Origin of the sequence: Pseudomonas sp. B6001, from assembly GCF_013386015.1 — a bacterium.
Classification (GTDB): Bacteria; Pseudomonadota; Gammaproteobacteria; order Pseudomonadales; family Pseudomonadaceae; genus Aquipseudomonas.
Genome location: NZ_JACAOX010000015.1, coordinates 55,984 through 73,915 on the forward strand (window position 1 = coordinate 55,984; position 17,932 = coordinate 73,915).

The 17,932-nt window shown below is 59.2% G+C and carries 16 protein-coding genes; 3 read left to right on the forward strand and 13 right to left on the reverse strand.

The features are described from left to right. Positions 1 to 28: 28 nt before the first annotated feature. From HX821_RS16210 to HX821_RS16260, 11 genes are all read right to left on the reverse strand, one after another. Positions 29 to 703, reverse strand: a complete 675-nt coding sequence (locus tag HX821_RS16210) for an NADH-quinone oxidoreductase subunit B family protein (RefSeq protein ID WP_003219572.1) — start codon at positions 701 to 703, stop codon at positions 29 to 31. Positions 704 to 713: 10 nt separating this feature from the next. Next, on the reverse strand, positions 714 to 1,127 hold the full coding sequence (locus HX821_RS16215) for an NADH-quinone oxidoreductase subunit A (RefSeq protein ID WP_003219575.1): 414 nt from the start codon (positions 1,125 to 1,127) through the stop codon (positions 714 to 716). Between the two features lie 659 nt (positions 1,128 to 1,786). Next, entirely contained in the window at positions 1,787 to 3,112 is a 1,326-nt protein-coding gene (aceA, locus tag HX821_RS16220) for an isocitrate lyase (RefSeq protein WP_003219577.1), read from the reverse strand. Between the two features lie 493 nt (positions 3,113 to 3,605). Next, the gene (locus HX821_RS16225) at positions 3,606 to 4,343 is read right to left on the reverse strand and encodes a secretin N-terminal domain-containing protein (RefSeq protein ID WP_177036045.1); all 738 of its coding nucleotides are present in this window, start codon (positions 4,341 to 4,343) and stop codon (positions 3,606 to 3,608) included. A 239-nt stretch (positions 4,344 to 4,582) separates the two neighbouring features. Beyond that, on the reverse strand, positions 4,583 to 5,005 hold the full coding sequence (locus HX821_RS16230) for a GNAT family N-acetyltransferase (protein ID WP_003219580.1): 423 nt from the start codon (positions 5,003 to 5,005) through the stop codon (positions 4,583 to 4,585). Continuing rightward, complete coding sequence (locus HX821_RS16235; protein ID WP_177036046.1) at positions 4,998 to 6,164, reverse strand: cupin domain-containing protein; 1,167 nt, start codon at positions 6,162 to 6,164, stop codon at positions 4,998 to 5,000. The genes HX821_RS16230 and HX821_RS16235 overlap by 8 nt, the downstream gene beginning before the upstream one ends. 84 nt (positions 6,165 to 6,248) lie before the next feature. Then, entirely contained in the window at positions 6,249 to 7,619 is a 1,371-nt protein-coding gene (gene purB / locus HX821_RS16240; protein WP_003219584.1) for an adenylosuccinate lyase, read from the reverse strand. Between the two features lie 124 nt (positions 7,620 to 7,743). Beyond that, positions 7,744 to 8,367: a high frequency lysogenization protein HflD gene (gene hflD, locus HX821_RS16245; RefSeq protein ID WP_003219586.1), complete on the reverse strand. Its 624-nt coding sequence runs from the start codon at positions 8,365 to 8,367 to the stop codon at positions 7,744 to 7,746. Further along, entirely contained in the window at positions 8,364 to 9,488 is a 1,125-nt protein-coding gene (gene mnmA, locus HX821_RS16250; RefSeq protein ID WP_003219588.1) for a tRNA 2-thiouridine(34) synthase MnmA, read from the reverse strand. Before mnmA ends, hflD begins: the two co-directional genes overlap by 4 nt. Before the next feature lie 59 nt (positions 9,489 to 9,547). After that, on the reverse strand, positions 9,548 to 9,994 hold the full coding sequence (locus tag HX821_RS16255; protein WP_008431568.1) for an NUDIX hydrolase: 447 nt from the start codon (positions 9,992 to 9,994) through the stop codon (positions 9,548 to 9,550). Positions 9,995 to 10,222: 228 nt separating this feature from the next. After that, positions 10,223 to 12,448 (reverse strand): NADP-dependent isocitrate dehydrogenase, encoded by a 2,226-nt coding sequence (locus HX821_RS16260; protein ID WP_008431567.1) that lies wholly within the window; start codon positions 12,446 to 12,448, stop codon positions 10,223 to 10,225. Between the two features lie 494 nt (positions 12,449 to 12,942). Here HX821_RS16260 and icd point away from each other — a divergent pair, with 494 nt between their 5' ends. After that, the gene (gene icd, locus HX821_RS16265) at positions 12,943 to 14,199 is read left to right on the forward strand and encodes an NADP-dependent isocitrate dehydrogenase (RefSeq protein WP_003219599.1); all 1,257 of its coding nucleotides are present in this window, start codon (positions 12,943 to 12,945) and stop codon (positions 14,197 to 14,199) included. A 70-nt stretch (positions 14,200 to 14,269) separates the two neighbouring features. Here icd and cspD read toward each other — a convergent pair whose 3' ends face one another. Next, entirely contained in the window at positions 14,270 to 14,530 is a 261-nt protein-coding gene (gene cspD, locus HX821_RS16270) for a cold shock domain-containing protein CspD (RefSeq protein ID WP_023658953.1), read from the reverse strand. Positions 14,531 to 14,754: 224 nt separating this feature from the next. On the opposite strand from cspD, the gene clpS reads away from it, so the two are divergent. After that, positions 14,755 to 15,123: an ATP-dependent Clp protease adapter ClpS gene (gene clpS / locus HX821_RS16275; protein WP_003219604.1), complete on the forward strand. Its 369-nt coding sequence runs from the start codon at positions 14,755 to 14,757 to the stop codon at positions 15,121 to 15,123. Positions 15,124 to 15,152: 29 nt separating this feature from the next. After that, entirely contained in the window at positions 15,153 to 17,423 is a 2,271-nt protein-coding gene (clpA, locus tag HX821_RS16280; RefSeq protein WP_003219606.1) for an ATP-dependent Clp protease ATP-binding subunit ClpA, read from the forward strand. A 236-nt stretch (positions 17,424 to 17,659) separates the two neighbouring features. Here clpA and infA read toward each other — a convergent pair whose 3' ends face one another. Next, complete coding sequence (infA, locus tag HX821_RS16285; RefSeq protein ID WP_002553999.1) at positions 17,660 to 17,878, reverse strand: translation initiation factor IF-1; 219 nt, start codon at positions 17,876 to 17,878, stop codon at positions 17,660 to 17,662. Positions 17,879 to 17,932: the final 54 nt, after the last annotated feature.

Sequence of the window (17,932 nt, forward strand, 5' to 3'; positions counted from 1 at the left end):
TTCGTTCTATAAAAGAAGCGGTTCTGGATCAGACTTCGTCGGGGCTGCGCAGGTTGGTTACCTGAATACGCTGTTCGCGGCGCTGTTCCTTTTGTGACGGCATCTCGGCGCGGTATACGCCTTGATCTCCGACAACCCAGGAAAGTGGACGACGCTCCTTGCCAATCGATTCCTGCAACAGCATCAAGCCTTGCAGAAATGCTTCAGGGCGGGGCGGGCAGCCAGGCACGTAGACGTCCACGGGCAGGAACTTGTCCACCCCCTGAACCACGGAGTAGATGTCGTACATGCCACCGGAGTTGGCGCACGAACCCATGGAGATAACCCACTTTGGCTCGAGCATTTGCTCGTAGAGACGCTGAATGATCGGCGCCATCTTGATAAAGCAGGTACCGGCGATAACCATGAAATCCGCCTGACGCGGCGATGCCCGGATAACTTCGGCGCCAAAGCGCGCGATGTCGTGGGGCGCCGTGAAGGCGGTGGTCATTTCCACGTAGCAGCAGGACAGACCGAAGTTGTACGGCCACAGGGAGTTCTTACGTCCCCAGTTGACCGCGCCACTCAGCACGTCTTCCAGCTTGCCCATGTAGATGTTTTTGTGGACTTGGTCTTCTAACGGGTCGGAAACGGTTTCCCGTTCGCCGATTGGGTACTGCTCGTTAGGAGCATCCGGGTCGATCCTGGTGAGATTGTATTGCATCGCCAAAGCCTCATTGTTTCAGCTTCGCTTGCCGCTTGCGACGAGCTTCCGGAGCCCAGTCAAGGGCGCCCACTCGAAATAGGTAGACAAGGCCTGCCAACAGAATTGCTATGAAAACGAGGGCTTCGACGAATCCGGTCCAGCCGCTTTCGCGGACGGACACAGACCAGGCAAAGAGAAAAAGGGCTTCGATGTCGAAGATCACGAAGAGCATCGCGACCAGATAGAATTTGGCTGAGAGCCGCAAGCGGGCGCCACCTGTAGGTAGCATGCCGGACTCGAACGGTTCGTTTTTGCTGCGGCCCCAGGCTTTTGACCCGAGGAGGCTGGAGACGCCGAGCATGAAGGCGCAAAGGCCGACTACACCGAGGAGGAAAATGGCAAAGCCCCAGTTGTGGGCCATGAGTCCTGTCGCTTCGGTCATGCTGGAAATCCTTAACAGAGAGCAAAGGTCTCTGAGCTCGAAAAAGTAACGATGCAGTGACGATATGTCGCAGCGCAATCAATCGCGGTGATTTTATGGCTAAACACCGGGCAAGTAAAATTCCTATAGCGAAATTATTCGATGGAATAAGGACATAGTGCACCTTCTTGGGGCTGTAGCCCTTGTGCTGCGGGCATTAGCGGGCTTTTCACGAATTGTGTTTTGTTTAACCGGTAAAGAAGTTTTCATGCTCTAAATGATAATGAATATTGTTTGCGTGGGGTTTAAGCGAATGTTTCTCGTGTGGCGGGGGAAGTTGCCGTTACTTGCTAGATTGTCGCTTAGTTGCTGACGGAGATCTTTTAACCGATCTGGTTGATGCAGATACCGCTCTAGATCAATGTTTTGCACAAATTTTCAGAATGCACACATTCCCCTTGTGGGAGCGGGCTTGCTCGCGAATGCAGTGGGTCAGCCAATGAATCTGTTGACTGATACACCGCATTCGCGAGCAAGCCCGCTCCCACATTTTGATCTGTGTTGTGTCAGGCAGGGTTTCATCAGTGCAAAAAAAACGCCCCGAACCAGTCGGGGCGTGATTGCTGTGCGGCACTGCGGTTAGGTCTTCCGTGGGGCCGCAGTGGCCGTGTACTCAGTACTTAGTGGAACTGCTCTTCTTCGGTCGAACCGGTCAGCGCAGTCACGGACGAGGTGCCGCCCTGGATCACGGTGGTCATGTCGTCGAAGTAACCGGTGCCCACTTCCTGCTGGTGCGCCACAAAGGTGTAACCCTTGGCAGCATCAGCGAACTCTTGTTCCTGCAGCTTCACGTAGGCAGTCATGTCGTTGCGGGCGTAGTCGTGCGCCAGGTTGAACATGCTGTGCCACATGTTGTGAATGCCGGCCAGGGTGATGAATTGGTGCTTGTAGCCCATGGCAGACAGTTCACGCTGGAACTTGGCGATGGTCGCGTCGTCCAGGTTCTTCTTCCAGTTGAAGGAAGGCGAGCAGTTGTAGGACAGCAGTTGATCCGGGTATTCCTTCTTGATGGCTTCGGCAAAGCGGCGAGCTTCGTCCAGGTCCGGCTTGGCGGTTTCGCACCAGATCAGATCGGCGTACGGCGCGTAGGCCAGGCCACGAGCGATCGCCTGGTCGAGACCGGCGCGCACTTTATAGAAACCTTCCTGGGTACGTTCGCCAGTCACGAACGGCTGGTCGTACGGGTCGCAATCCGAGGTCAGCAAATCAGCCGCGTTGGCATCGGTACGGGCCAGGATGATGGTCGGAGTGCCAGCAACGTCAGCAGCCAGACGAGCAGCCGTCAGCTTTTGAACAGCTTCCTGGGTTGGAACCAGTACCTTGCCGCCCATGTGGCCGCATTTCTTCACCGAAGCCAGCTGGTCTTCGAAGTGAACGCCGGCAGCGCCTGCCTCGATCATGCTCTTCATCAGCTCGTAGGCGTTCAGTACGCCACCGAAACCGGCTTCAGCGTCTGCAACGATCGGTGCGAAGTAGTCGATGTAGCCTTCATCGCCCGGGCCTTTACCGGCTTTCCACTGGATCTGGTCGGCACGGCGGAACGAGTTGTTGATGCGCTTGACCACGGTTGGCACGGAGTCCACCGGGTACAGCGATTGGTCGGGGTACATGGATTCAGCGGAGTTGTTGTCCGCTGCCACTTGCCAGCCAGACAGGTAGATCGCCTGGATACCGGCTTTGACCTGTTGAACCGCTTGGCCGCCAGTCAGGGCGCCCATGCAGTTGACGAAATCTTTTTCGGGACGGAAGGACGGCTTGGCACCCTGGGTGACCAGCTTCCACAGCTTCTCGGCGCCGAGTTTTGCAAAGGTGTGCTCAGGTTGAACCGAGCCACGCAGGCGGACGACGTCAGCAGCGGAATAAGCGCGGGTCACGCCTTTCCAGCGTGGGTTTTCAGCCCAGTCTTTTTCAAGGGCTGCAATTTGCTGTTCGCGTGTCAGTGCCATGGGGAAAAACCTCGTCGCATAGGTCTAGGTGGAAAATTCCATTTGCCAGCCACGTATCAGTGCGTGGTTATGGCTGCTCGCTGACCAGAAGCTTAGGCGGTCAAGTCAGGCTCGGCGGGGAAGGCGACGGGATGAACGAGTGGCTCAAGGGGGAGTTGAGCAGGTAAGGGCGAACTGCGAACAGTCTTCGGGCGTCGTGGGCCTTTGTACGATCCATCAGTGTGTTGCCGGGTTACCTGGTTAGCTTCCGTCCCTCGGGACAACTTCGTTCCAGTCGCAACCTCGTCAAACACACCTTGTGGGCGGTACAGACACGAATCGGCTCAGGTGGGTGGCTTTGAGCGACGATCCGAAGGCCCTTGCCAGGGCCCCTGATTAGCGGGAGCGAGGCCATCATGCCCATGCTTTTTTGGATCGTCAAATGTTTTGTAGTGCTTTTTTTAAAGCACTACATCTTTAGTCTAATACGACTCGTCAGTCAGTTTTTGGTGCTTCAGTTCAGCGTGTCGACTTTGACCCGCAATGTCAGGTCATCGCGCCCTTGAGTAGAGTAGCTGCGGGTTGTAGTGCTTTTGTCGGCTTGGGTCTGGCGGTTGATCCCGGCCAGGGTGATCCGCTCGCCCAGGCGTCCGCTGACAGTTGTGTCGGTACTTTGCACGTTCACTACATCGGGACGTTCTTGGCTCATGCGGTCACGATTGGTACTGATGCTCAGGTGAACGGTCTCGCCGGTGACGCTGGCCGTCACGTAGAAGCCCTGGGTTACGTTGCGATACTGGGTCTGGTTCTGCGGGCGGCCGTAGGCATCGGGCTGGGTGGTGGTGAGGGGCACGCTCTGGCCGACCTGGATCAGCGCGGGCACGCCTTCGCTGGCCTGGATCTGCTGGATCCCGCCGTCACGGCTTTCGGTGCTGTAGGTGATGACCTGTGTTTGATTGTTGCCGTTGCTCTGCTGGTTGTTTTCGTTGGTGTCGACGGTGATCAACAGGCGTTTGGAAGGCGTATCCAGTTGCGCGAGCAGGGCGCGCAGGCCCTGGATCTTGTCGGGCTCGGCGTTCACGATCAGTTGGTTGCCGTAGGCGCTGACGGTGCCGTCCTTGCCGATAAAGTTCTGCGCCACCGGCAGCAGGTCGGCGCTGGTGCGGTTGCTCAGGGGCACGACTTCGGTGGCGGCCATCACCGAGAAACTGGTGGCCAGGAGCAACAGGGTGAGCAGGGTGCGTAGGGACATGTCCGTTATCTCTGCGAGTCATTTAGGCTAGATATTGCCAGTTTGTCGGCCTGGCGGGGTGCAAGTTGAATCCTGGACGGCAAAAGGCCCTGGCATCGGGGGATGGCAGGGCCTTTTGAGGTGTTGCTGATGGCGCCTTCGCGAGCAAGCCCGCTCCCACATTTGACCTCATTCCAAAGGATGTACTGGATCGAATGTGGGAGCTGGCTTGCCTGCGAAGGGCGCGGCGCGGTCTCGGATCAGCCCTCGCGCACCATATCAACGTGAGGAATCCCGACTTCCAGGAACTCATCGCTGACAATCTTGAAGCCCAGGCGCTCATAAAATGGCGCCGCATGGACCTGTGCACTGAGGATCTGCCGGGTCTGGCCGCGTTTCTCGGCCACGCCGATCACCGCTTCCATCAGCTTGTCGCCGACCTTCAGGCCGCGCCAGTCCTTGAGAACCGACACGCGGCCGATCTCGCCGGTAGGCAGCAGGCGTGCAGTACCGATGGGAAAGTCGCCTTCGAACGCCAGGAAATGCACGGCACTCGCGTCGTCTGCATCCCATTCCAGCTCCGGTGGAACCGATTGTTCAGCGATAAATACCGCTTCACGAATGCGCCGTATCTCGGCGATATCCTTTTGCCAGTCCGCGACACTTACGTGAATCTTATTCATCGGCAAACCCCAGGCTCCCTTGCTTGACCAGTTCCCACAGCAGGGCGCAGCCATCTTCATCCGCCAGCCATGGGCCGAGGTTGTCGATGTGCAGGGCGTCGGCGGCGCACACCAGCTTCAGCAGTTCCCGCAGCTTGCCCGGCAACAGGCGGCTCTGGCCGCTGGCGAACAGCAGCAGGTCGTCGTCGACTTCGGACCAGGCCAGGCGGGCGCTCGGGTTGCGGATCAGCACGGCGCCGTTTTCCAGGCTGCCCAGCAGGTCTTCTTCTTCCACTTCCGGGCCGGCGACCAGTTCCGGGTAGCGCGGCTCGGTCATGAACTGGCCGAACCAGGTCAGCAGCATGCGCTCGTCGCTCATGTGCTCGGCCAACAGGCTTTTCAGGCGGTCGAGGGCGTCGCCCTGGATCTGGTGCGGGTCGCTGACCGGCTGGGCATCGGCGTCGGTGTAGCGCTCTTCGTCAGTCAGGTACTGGCTGAGGAAGTCGGTGAAATGGGTCAGCACTTCAGCGGCGCTCGGGGCGCGGAAGCCTACGGAGTAGGTCATGCAATCATCCACGGCCACACCGCAGTGGGCCAGGCGGGGCGGCAGGTAGAGCATGTCGCCCGGTTCCAGCACCCATTCGGCGGTCTCTTCGAATTCAGCGAGGATGCGCAGGTCCGTGTGTTGCAGCAGCGGGCTTTCGGAGTTGCACATCTGGCCGATCTTCCAGTTGCGCTTGCCGGAACCTTGCAGCAGGAACACGTCGTAGTTGTCGAAGTGCGGGCCCACGCTGCCACCCGGGGCGGCGTAGCTGATCATCACATCGTCAATGCGCCAGCTTGGCAGGAAGCGGAAGTTTTCCAGCAGTTCGGCCACTTCCGGCACGAACTGGTCGACCGCCTGCACCAGCAGGGTCCACTCGCGCTCGGGCAGGGTGCTGAAGGCATCTTCGGCGAACGGGCCGCGACGCAACTCCCACGGGCGTTCGCCGTGTTCGATGATCAGGCGCGACTCGACTTCTTCTTCCAGCGCCAGGCCGGCCAGTTCGTCGGCGTCGATCGGGCTTTCGAAGTCAGGGATGGCCTGGCGGATCAGCAGGGGTTTTTTCTGCCAGTAGTCGCGCAGGAATTCCCGTGCCGTGATGCCGCCCAGAAGTTGAAGAGGAATGTCAGGATTCATGTGTAACCTATTGAAAAAAAGCACTTTTCAGACGGGAATAAAAACGCCCGGCGCTGCCGGGCGTCTCAAGGGGTCAAGCTTCTATCAGATGCGTTTGGCTTGAGCCACAGCGTTGCCGATGTAGTTGGCCGGGGTGAGCAGTTTCAGCTCGGCCTTGGCGGCGGCTGGCATGTCCAGGCCGTCAATGAAAGTTTGCAGCGCTTCGGAGGTGATGCCCTTGCCGCGGGTCAGCTCTTTGAGCTTCTCGTACGGGTTTTCGATGTTATAGCGGCGCATCACGGTCTGGATCGGCTCGGCCAGCACTTCCCAGCAAGCGTCCAGGTCAGCGGCGATCTTCTGCTCGTTGAGCTCCAGTTTGCTGATGCCTTTGAGGCTGGCTTCGTACGCGATCACGCTGTGGGCGAAGCCCACGCCGAGGTTGCGCAGTACGGTGGAGTCGGTCAGGTCGCGCTGCCAGCGGGAGATTGGCAACTTGCTGGCCAGGTGCTGGAACAGGGCGTTGGCGATCCCGAGGTTGCCTTCGGAGTTTTCGAAGTCGATCGGGTTGACCTTGTGCGGCATGGTCGACGAACCGATTTCGCCGGCAATGGTGCGCTGCTTGAAGTAGCCCAGGGAGATGTAGCCCCAGATATCGCGATCGAAGTCGATCAGGATGGTGTTGAAGCGCGCAATCGCGTCGAACAGCTCGGCGATGTAGTCGTGGGGTTCGATTTGCGTGGTGTACGGGTTGAAACCCAGGCCCAGTTCGTCTTCGATGAAGGCGCGGGCGTTTTCTTCCCAGTCGATCTCAGGATAGGCCGACAGGTGGGCGTTGTAGTTGCCTACGGCGCCGTTGATCTTGCCCAGCAGCGGTACGGCCGCGACTTGAGCGATCTGGCGCTCCAGGCGGTACACCACGTTGGCCAGTTCTTTACCCAGGGTGGTCGGCGAAGCCGGCTGGCCGTGGGTGCGCGACAGCATCGGAACGTCGGCGAAACGGATCGCCAGTTCGCGGATGGCGTCGGCAGTCTGGCGCATCAGTGGCAGCATCACGTCATCACGGCCTTCGCGCAGCATCAGGGCGTGGGACAGGTTGTTGATGTCCTCGCTGGTGCAGGCAAAGTGGATGAACTCGCTGACCTTGGCCAGTTCCGGCAGCTTGGCCGCTTGCTCTTTGAGCAGGTATTCGATGGCTTTAACGTCGTGGTTGGTGGTGCGCTCGATCTCTTTGACACGCTCGGCGTGCTCCAGAGCGAAGTTTTCCGCCAGGGCGTTCAGCACAGCGTTGGCTTCGGCAGAGAACGCCGGCACTTCGCTGATGCCAGGGTGAGCGGCCAGGCGCTGGAGCCAGCGCACTTCAACCAGAACACGAGCACGGATCAAGCCGTATTCGCTGAAAATAGGGCGCAGGGCCTGGGTTTTGCCGGCGTAGCGGCCGTCAACAGGGGAAACCGCAGTGAGCGAAGAAAGCTGCATGGGGTGTTCTCGGACAGTCGGGCAACGAAATGGGGCGCGTATCATACATGAAAAAATCCGCCGGTCCGTTGCCAACTGACCGGCGTATTACGCGTGGGGCTATAAAAAAATCGGTTGCTGCGACTTATTCGTTGCGCATCAACGGGTAAAGCTCTTTCAGCAATTTGCGTCGGCTGACCACCAACTGCCAGCGATGACCGCCCAATTGGCGCCATAACCGCGCCGAACGAATACCGGCCAACAGCAGGGCGCGGATTTTCGAGGCGTTGTTCGGTTGTTGCAGGTTGCGCATATCGCCGTGCACCTGGATCCGCTGGCGCAAGGTGCTCAGGGTGTCCTGGTACAGGGCGCCACAGGCTGCGATCACGTTTTCGTGGGCCGGGCCAAAATGCTCGACCTGGGACTGGATCTGCGGCAGGCGCTTGCCGATGGTGTCCAGCAGGTCGTCGCGCTTGGCCAATTGACGCTCCAGGCCGAGCATCGACAGGGCGTAGCGCAGCGGCTCGCGCTGCAAGGTGCTTGGATCGCGCTCGAGGGCGCCGACCAGTGCGCGATAACCTTCGCGCAGGGCCAGGTCATCGCCGCCGTACACTTCCAGGGTGTCCTTCGGGTCGCGGATCAGCAGGCTGCCGAGCATGCAGGTCAGGCCTGCCTCGGTGACCTGGCCGGTCTTGGCGATCTTGTCCACCAGCACCGCGGCGAGAAACACGCCGCCCAGTGCCGTCAGTTGCTCCTGGGTCGGGCTCATGCCTGGCTGCTCCAGGGTTCGGCAACTTCGATCACACCGCCCCCCAGGCAAATCTCTCCGTCATAGAACACTACCGATTGGCCCGGCGTTACGGCGCGCTGCGGGTCGTCGAAGGTGGCGCGATAGCCGGTGGCGGTTTTTTCCAGGGTGCAGGGCTGGTCGCTCTGGCGATAGCGCACTTTGGCCGTCAGGCGGCGCGGGCTGCTGAGGTCCACCGGGTTGACCCAGTAGATGTCCGAGGCCAGCAGGGCGCGGGAGAACAGCCATGGGTGGTCATTGCCCTGGCCCACGATCAGCTCGTTGTGCTCCAGGTCCTTGACCAGCACGTACCACGGCTCTTCGCCGGCGTCTTTCAAGCCGCCGATGCCCAGGCCCTGGCGCTGGCCGATGGTGTGGTACATCAAGCCGTGGTGACGGCCGATGATCTCGCCTTCGGTGGTCTTGATCTCGCCCGGTTGCGCCGGCAGGTACTGCTTGAGGAAGTCGCTGAAACGGCGCTCGCCGATAAAGCAGATCCCGGTGGAATCCTTCTTCTTGGCGGTGGCCAGGCCGTGTTTCTCGGCAATGGCGCGCACTTCGGGTTTTTCCAGCTCGCCCACCGGGAACAGGGTCTTGGCGATCTGTTCGCCGCCGACGGCGTGCAGGAAGTAGCTCTGGTCCTTGTTGGCGTCCAGGCCCTTGAGCAGCTCGGTGCGGCCATCGATGTCGCGACGGCGCACGTAGTGGCCCGTAGCAATCAGGTCGGCACCGAGGATCATCGCGTAGTCGAGGAACGCCTTGAACTTGATCTCTCGGTTACACAGGATGTCCGGGTTCGGCGTGCGACCGGCCTTGTATTCGGCCAGGAAGTGCTCGAACACGTTGTCCCAGTACTCGGCGGCGAAGTTGGCGGTGTGCAGCTTGATGCCGATTTTGTCGCAGACGGCCTGGGCATCCGCCAAGTCGTCCATGGCGGTGCAATATTCCGTTCCATCGTCTTCTTCCCAGTTCTTCATGAACAGGCCTTCCACCTCATAACCCTGCTCCATGAGCAGAACGGCGGAAACGGAAGAATCCACGCCGCCGGACATACCGACGATGACGCGCTTCTTTTGTGTGTCAGAAGGGGCTGGATCACGCATAGGATTTCAACGGGAGTCTTTAAAAAGGACGCGATTCTAGCAGGCTCGCGTCTGCAAGGCTAAAGAGAAGGGCGGATCAATTCGAGGCTGTGGCGCTGGCCGGCCAGATAATCGTCGATGCAGCGGATGATCAGCTCGCTGCGCCAGTCTTCGCGCAGGGCCATCAATTCGTCACGGGTCAGCCAGCGGGCGCGCAGAATACCGTCGTCCAGTGGGTAGTCCGGGTGGTGTTGCAGGGCCTTGGCGATGAAGCATACGCGCTGATAGGTCACGCCATTGCTGGGAGCGGTGTACAGGTAAATCCCGACAATCCCGGTGGCTTCGACGTCCCAGCCAGTCTCTTCGAGGGTTTCGCGCACGGCGGCCTCGGTCAGGGTTTCGTTCGGGTCGAGGTGACCGGCGGGCTGGTTGAGCACGGCGCGGCCGCCCTTGAGTTCTTCGACCATCAGGAAGCGGCCGTTGTCTTCGACGATGGTGGCGACGGTGATGTGAGGTAGCCAGGTCATAAAGTGCCTCGATTCAAGGTGTAACGCTGTCTTCAGGCGCGATTGCATTCAGTGTGGGAGCGGGCTTGCTCGCGAATACGGCGTGTCAGTTAAAGAGGTATTGACTGATCCACCGCATTCGCGAGCAAGCCCGCTCCCACATTTTGATTGGGTTTCTTCAATAAAAGCGCCATGTCCAGAAACAGAAACCCCGGCACAGGGCCGGGGCTTCTTTGCATCCTTACAACCTTACACCAGCGCAGCGATTGCCGCGTTGAGGGTGGCGCTTGGGCGCATGGCCTTGCTGGTCAGCTCGGCGTTCGGTGCGTAGTAGCCACCGATGTCCACTGGCTTGCCCTGGACAGCGTTGAGCTCGGCAACGATGGTTGCCTCATTCGCGGTCAGGGTCTTGGCCAGTTCGCCAAACTGCGCTTGCAATGCAGTGTCTTCGGTCTGGGCCGCCAGGGCTTGAGCCCAGTACAGCGCCAGGTAGAAGTGGCTGCCGCGGTTGTCGATGTTGCCGACTTTGCGCGATGGCGACTTGTTGTTGTCGAGGAACTGGCCGGTGGCCTGGTCCAGGGTCTTGGACAGTACCAGGGCTTTCGGGTTGTTGTACGTCACACCCAAATGCTCGAGGGATGCGGCCAGGGCGAGGAACTCGCCCAGGGAATCCCAGCGCAGGAAGTTCTCTTCAACCAGTTGCTGCACGTGCTTCGGAGCCGAGCCGCCAGCGCCGGTTTCGAACAGGCCGCCACCGTTCATCAGCGGCACGATCGACAGCATCTTGGCGCTGGTGCCCAGTTCCATGATCGGGAACAGGTCGGTCAGGTAGTCGCGCAGAACGTTGCCGGTCACCGAGATGGTGTCCAGGCCCTTGCGGGTGCGCTCCAGGGTGAACTTCATCGCGTCGACTGGCGACATGATGCGGATGTCCAGGCCTTCGGTGTTGTGGTCTTTCAGGTAAGCCTGAACTTTCTCGACCACGACGCCGTCGTGCGCGCGCTGTGGGTCCAGCCAGAAGATGGCCGGGGTGTTGCTGGCGCGGGCGCGGTTGACGGCCAGTTTGACCCAGTCCTGGATCGGCGCGTCTTTGGTCTGGCACATGCGGAAGATGTCGCCGGCTTCAACAGCCTGTTCCATCAGCAGGTTGCCCTTGCTGTCGGTGACGCGGACTACGCCGTCAGCCTTGATCTGGAAGGTCTTGTCGTGGGAGCCGTACTCTTCGGCTTTTTTCGCCATCAGGCCAACGTTTGGCACGCTGCCCATGGTGGTTGGGTCGAAGGCGCCATTGGCCTTGCAGTCTTCGATCACTGCCTGGTAGATAGTGGCGTAGCAGCGATCCGGGATCACCGCCTTGGTGTCGTGCAGCTGGCCGTCGGTGCCCCACATCTTGCCGGAGTCACGGATCATGGCAGGCATCGATGCGTCGACGATGACGTCGCTCGGCACGTGCAGGTTGGTGATGCCTTTGTCGGAGTTGACCATCGCCAGGGAAGGGCGAGCAGCGTATACCGCCTGGATGTCGGCTTCGATCTGCGCTTGCTGATCGGCCGGCAGGGCCTTGATGCGAGCGTACAGGTCGCCGATGCCGTTGTTCAGGTTGAAGCCGATCTGCTCCAGCACCACAGCGTGCTTGGCCAGCGCGTCTTTATAGAACTCGGCAACGATCTGGCCGAACATGATCGGGTCGGAAACCTTCATCATGGTGGCTTTCAGGTGAACCGACAGCAGCACGCCTTGTTTCTTGGCGTCTTCGATTTCAGCGGCGATGAAGCTGCGCAGGGCTTTCTTGCTCAGCACGGCGGTGTCGATGATCTCGCCAGCTTGTACGCTGGTTTTTTCCTTCAGGACGGTAGCGGTACCGTCCTTGGCGATCAGTTCGATCTTGACGGCATCAGCGCCTTCGATCTGAACGGCTTTCTCGCTGCCGTAGAAGTCGCCGGTGCTCATGTGGGCAACGTGGGACTTGGAGTCGGCAGCCCAGGCGCCCATTTTGTGCGGGTGCTTGCGAGCGTAGTTCTTGACCGACAGCGGGGCGCGGCGGTCGGAGTTGCCTTCGCGCAGTACCGGGTTCACGGCGCTGCCCTTGACCTTGTCGTAACGTGCACGGGTTTCTTTTTCCGCGTCGGTGGTTACGGTTTCCGGGTAGTCCGGCAGGGCGTAGCCCTGGGCCTGCAGTTCCTTGATCGCAGCTTGCAGCTGAGGGGTCGAGGCACTGATGTTCGGCAGCTTGATGATGTTGGCTTCAGGGGTAACGGCCAGGTCGCCCAGTTCGGCGAGGTGGTCCGGCACGGCCTTGGCGCCCAGTTGCTCGGGGAAGCTTGCGAGGATGCGCGCGGCCAGGGAAATGTCGCGGGTTTCCACGGCAATATCAGCGGAAGCGGTGAAGGCCTCTACGATAGGCAGCAGTGAATAGGTGGCGAGGGCTGGGGCTTCGTCGGTGAAGGTGTAGATGATCTTCGAGCGGGTGGGCATATTCGGATTAACTCTCTTCTTTGCTGAAAGCATGCGCAGAAACTCGAGATGCGCCGGGTAAAGCGCGTTCGTTCAAAGTCATCCATGAGCGAAATGTCGAAGTTTCTTCGCGGTGATGTTGGGTTGCATCAGTCGAGCGTCAAGCGGGTGAGCTACTGTAGTAGCTCGGCTTTTCTGGCGGAGGGCGTCTGTCTAGAGCGGTCGGCCGTCGTGACTCTTTGGTCAGCGGCGGCATTATACATAGGTCGCTATGCTTACGCCGAGCCTTCATACAAAAGGTGTGTCGTCCATTGGTCTAAAGGTCGCAGGCAGCGGGTTGCGCCTAAAGTCGCATGATGTGCTCAAGATTGGCGCTTTTCCCTTTGCTTTCAAGCTTGTAGGCCGCTAAATATGCTGTTTTCGACGCAAATGTGCAGGGCCTGAGGTTTCAGTCCTCATTTATCTGGAGTAGGCTCGAACGCAGCCAGATGTTCAATCCATAGATGGAGTTCAGCATGGGATACAAGAAGATTCAGGTTCCGGCAGTCGGCGACAAAATCACCGTCAATGCAGACCATTCTCTCAATGTTCCTGACAACCCGATCATCCCCTTCATCGAGGGTGACGGTATTGGCGTCGACATCAGCCCGGTGATGATCAAGGTGGTCGATGCAGCTGTTAACAAGGCTTATGGCGGCAAGCGCAAAATCTCCTGGATGGAGGTGTATGCCGGCGAAAAGGCCACCCAGGTTTACGACCAGGACACCTGGCTGCCCCAGGAAACCCTGGATGCGGTCAAGGACTACGTGGTTTCCATCAAGGGCCCGCTGACCACCCCAGTCGGTGGCGGTATCCGTTCGCTGAACGTGGCCCTGCGCCAACAGCTCGACCTTTATGTGTGCCTGCGCCCGGTGCGCTGGTTCGAAGGCGTGCCAAGCCCGGTCAAGAAGCCAGGCGATGTGGACATGACCATCTTCCGCGAGAACTCCGAGGATATTTACGCCGGCATCGAGTGGAAAGCCGGCTCCCCGGAAGCGATCAAGGTCATCAAGTTCCTGAAGGAAGAGATGGGCGTCACCAAGATCCGTTTCGACCAGAACTGCGGGATCGGCATCAAGCCGGTGTCCCTGGAAGGCACCAAGCGCCTGGCGCGCAAGGCCTTGCAGTATGTCGTGGATAACGACCGCGACTCGCTGACCATTGTGCACAAAGGCAACATCATGAAGTTCACCGAAGGTGCCTTCAAGGAATGGGCCTACGAAGTGGCGGCCGAAGAGTTCGGCGCGACCCTGCTGGATGGCGGCCCGTGGATGCAATTCAAGAACCCGCGCACCGGCAAGAATGTGGTGGTCAAGGACGCCATTGCCGACGCCATGCTCCAGCAGATCCTGCTGCGCCCGGCCGAATACGACGTGATCGCCACCCTTAACCTTAATGGTGACTATCTGTCCGACGCACTGGCGGCGGAAGTGGGCGGTATCGGTATTGCGCCGGGCGCCAACCTGTCCGACACCGTGGCGATGTTCGAAGCCACCCACGGTACTGCGCCGAAGTATGCCGGCAAGGACCAGGTCAACCCGGGTTCGCTGATCCTGTCGGCGGAAATGATGTTGCGCCACATGGGCTGGACCGAAGCGGCGGACCTGATCATCAAGGGTACCAACGGCGCCATTTCGGCCAAGACGGTGACCTATGACTTCCACCGCTTGATGGACGGCGCCAAGTTGCTGTCGTCGTCGGCGTTCGGGGATGCGCTGATTTCGCATATGTAAGCTGATACAGGGGCGTAAAAAAACCGGCCTGATGGGCCGGTTTTTTTTAGAGCGTTTGCTCAGTGGCTGATCAGGCCAGTTGTCTTTTTGATTTTTGAGCGACGCCCTCTTTGGGGGTAGTGGCGCTGACTGGAGCGCTGATATTCACTGCGTGCAAGCCCTTGGGTCCCTGAATGATGTCGAAGGAAACCGGTTGCCCTGCCTTTAGTGTCTTGTAGCCATCCATTTGGATAGCCGAGTAATGCGCAAATAGGTCGTCAGTCTTGTCGTCTTCGTTGATGAAGCCGTAACCCTTGGCATTGTTGAACCACTTGACCTTACCGCTCGCCATGCCCATATCCCTCTGCACCAGACTCCATCACTGGAGTATCATCCAGTTTATCCGTCCTAACCCGAATAAATAAGGTTGACTGCGCGGACCTTTTTTACCCACTGTGGGTTCTATTGGTTGTAACACTGATTTGCCGATAGTCAAGGCGACCAGTCGGTCAGAGTTGAAATTCTGACAGGTCGCCCCCACCACTGTATTTGAACCACTGACGAACCTTTCTTTCCATGCATGCAATCAGCCAGATTCGACTAACATTCAATCAGGATCGCCCGGATCATCAAGAAGACGACGACGGTTCTGCAGGCATTGCTGTCCAGGAGGCCAAGCCTGCTTTACAGGCGCCGCCGATGTACAAGGTGGTTTTGTTCAATGATGACTACACACCGATGGATTTCGTCGTCGAAGTACTCGAGGTGTTTTTTAACCTGAACCGCGAGTTGGCGACCAAGGTAATGCTGGCCGTTCACACAGAAGGACGGGCAGTATGTGGAGTGTTTACCCGCGACATCGCCGAGACAAAGGCCATGCAGGTCAACCAGTACGCCAGGGAAAGCCAGCATCCGCTACTCTGTGAAATCGAGAAGGACGGTTAACTCCGACCACTTGGGTATGAGGTGAAGCTATGTTAAACCGCGAGCTCGAAGTCACCCTCAATCTTGCCTTCAAGGAGGCCCGTTCGAAGCGTCATGAATTCATGACCGTCGAACACCTGCTGCTGGCACTTTTGGATAACGAAGCTGCCGCCACCGTACTGCGTGCGTGTGGTGCCAATCTCGACAAACTCAAGCATGACCTGCAGGAGTTTATCGACTCCACCACGCCGTTGATCCCCGTTCATGACGAGGACCGCGAGACCCAGCCAACCCTGGGCTTCCAGCGGGTACTGCAGCGTGCCGTTTTCCACGTACAGAGCTCCGGCAAGCGCGAAGTCACAGGGGCCAATGTGCTCGTGGCGATCTTCAGCGAGCAGGAAAGCCAGGCTGTGTTCCTGCTCAAGCAGCAAAGCGTTGCCCGTATTGATGTCGTCAACTACATCGCCCATGGCATTTCCAAGGTGCCGGGGCATGGCGATCACTCGGAAGGTGAGCAGGATATGCAGGATGACGAGGGCGGTGAGTCTTCTTCTTCGAGCAACCCGCTGGACGCTTATGCCAGCAACCTCAACGAACTGGCGCGCCAGGGGCGGATCGATCCGCTGGTGGGGCGTGAGCTGGAAGTTGAGCGCGTGGCGCAGATCCTGGCGCGTCGCCGCAAGAACAACCCGTTGTTGGTCGGTGAGGCAGGCGTGGGTAAAACCGCGATTGCCGAAGGCCTGGCCAAACGCATTGTTGATAACCAGGTGCCCGACCTGCTGGCCAACAGCGTCGTCTACTCCCTTGACCTGGGCGCGTTACTCGCCGGGACCAAGTACCGTGGCGACTTCGAGAAGCGCTTCAAGGCGCTGCTCGGCGAGCTGAAAAAACGCCCGCAGGCGATCCTGTTCATTGACGAAATCCACACCATCATCGGTGCCGGTGCGGCTTCCGGTGGCGTGATGGATGCGTCGAACCTGCTCAAGCCGCTGCTGTCTTCGGGCGATATCCGTTGCATCGGTTCGACCACGTTCCAGGAATTCCGCGGGATCTTCGAAAAAGACCGCGCCCTGGCGCGCCGCTTCCAGAAAGTGGATGTGTCCGAGCCTTCGGTAGAAGACACCATTGGCATCCTGCGCGGGCTCAAGGGGCGCTTTGAAGCGCACCATGGCATCGAGTACACCGATGAGGCGCTGCGTGCAGCCGCCGAGCTGGCATCGCGCTACATCAATGACCGGCACATGCCGGACAAGGCCATCGACGTGATCGACGAGGCGGGTGCCTACCAGCGCCTGCAGCCGGTAGAGAAGCGTGTGAAACGCATCGACGTGCCTCAGGTCGAGGATATTGTGGCGAAGATCGCGCGGATTCCGCCAAAACACGTCAACACCTCCGATCGGGAGCTGCTGCGTAACCTGGAGCGCGACCTCAAGCTGACCGTGTTTGGTCAGGATGCGGCGATCGACTCGCTGTCCACCGCGATCAAGCTGTCCCGCGCTGGCCTCAAGTCGCCGGACAAGCCGGTCGGTTCGTTCCTGTTCGCCGGGCCTACCGGCGTCGGCAAGACCGAAGCGGCGCGGCAATTGGCCAAGGCCATGGGGATCGAGCTGGTGCGTTTCGACATGTCCGAGTACATGGAGCGTCACACCGTGTCGCGCCTGATCGGTGCGCCTCCGGGCTATGTCGGCTTCGACCAGGGCGGCCTGTTGACCGAGGCGATCACCAAGCAGCCACATTGCGTGCTGCTGCTCGATGAAATCGAGAAGGCGCACCCGGAAGTCTTCAACCTGCTGTTGCAGGTCATGGACCACGGCACCCTGACCGACAACAACGGGCGCAAGGCGGACTTCCGCAACGTGATCGTGATCATGACCACCAACGCCGGTGCCGAAACGGCCGCGCGGGCTTCCATTGGCTTTACTCATCAGGATCACTCTTCCGACGCCATGGAAGTGATCAAGAAGAGTTTCACGCCGGAGTTCCGCAACCGCCTGGACACCATCATTCAGTTTGGTCGCCTCAGCCATGAGGTCATCAAAAGCGTGGTGGACAAGTTCCTCACCGAGCTCCAGGCGCAGTTGGAAGACAAGCGCGTGCAGCTGGAAGTCTCGGACGCGGCGCGCAACTGGCTGGCGGAAGGTGGCTACGACGCGGCAATGGGCGCTCGGCCAATGGCTCGCCTGATCCAGGACAAGATCAAGCGCCCACTGGCGGAAGAGATCCTGTTTGGCGAACTGGCAGACCATGGTGGCGTGGTGCATATCGATCTGAAGGACGGCGAGTTGACCTTCGACTTCGAAACCACGGCTGAAATGGCCTGATAGCTGACGCAACAAAACAAAAAGGCGCCGAGAGGCGCCTTTTTGCTGTCTTGAAACCGATGCAGATCAAATGTGGGAGCGGGCTTGCTCGCGAATGCGGTGTGCCAGTCGACACAGTCAGTGACTGATATGCCGCATTCGCGAGCAAGCCCGCTCCCACAAGGGATTGCTGGTTTCAGGTAAATCGCGCGCACACAAAAACGCCCGGCATAACCGGGCGTTTTGTATTGACTTGATTAACGGGCGCGGTAAGTGATGCGCCCTTTGCTCAGGTCATAGGGCGTCAGTTCGACGCGCACTTTGTCACCGGTAAGAATACGAATGTAGTTCTTGCGCATCTTGCCGGAGATATGCGCGGTTACGACGTGCCCATTTTCCAACTCCACACGAAACATGGTGTTGGGCAGGGTGTCGACGACAGTGCCTTCCATTTCGAAGCTGTCTTCTTTCGACATGCAGTAAAGCCCTCGGTATCCAGTGAATGGCCCGGTGCAACTGCGCCAGGCAAA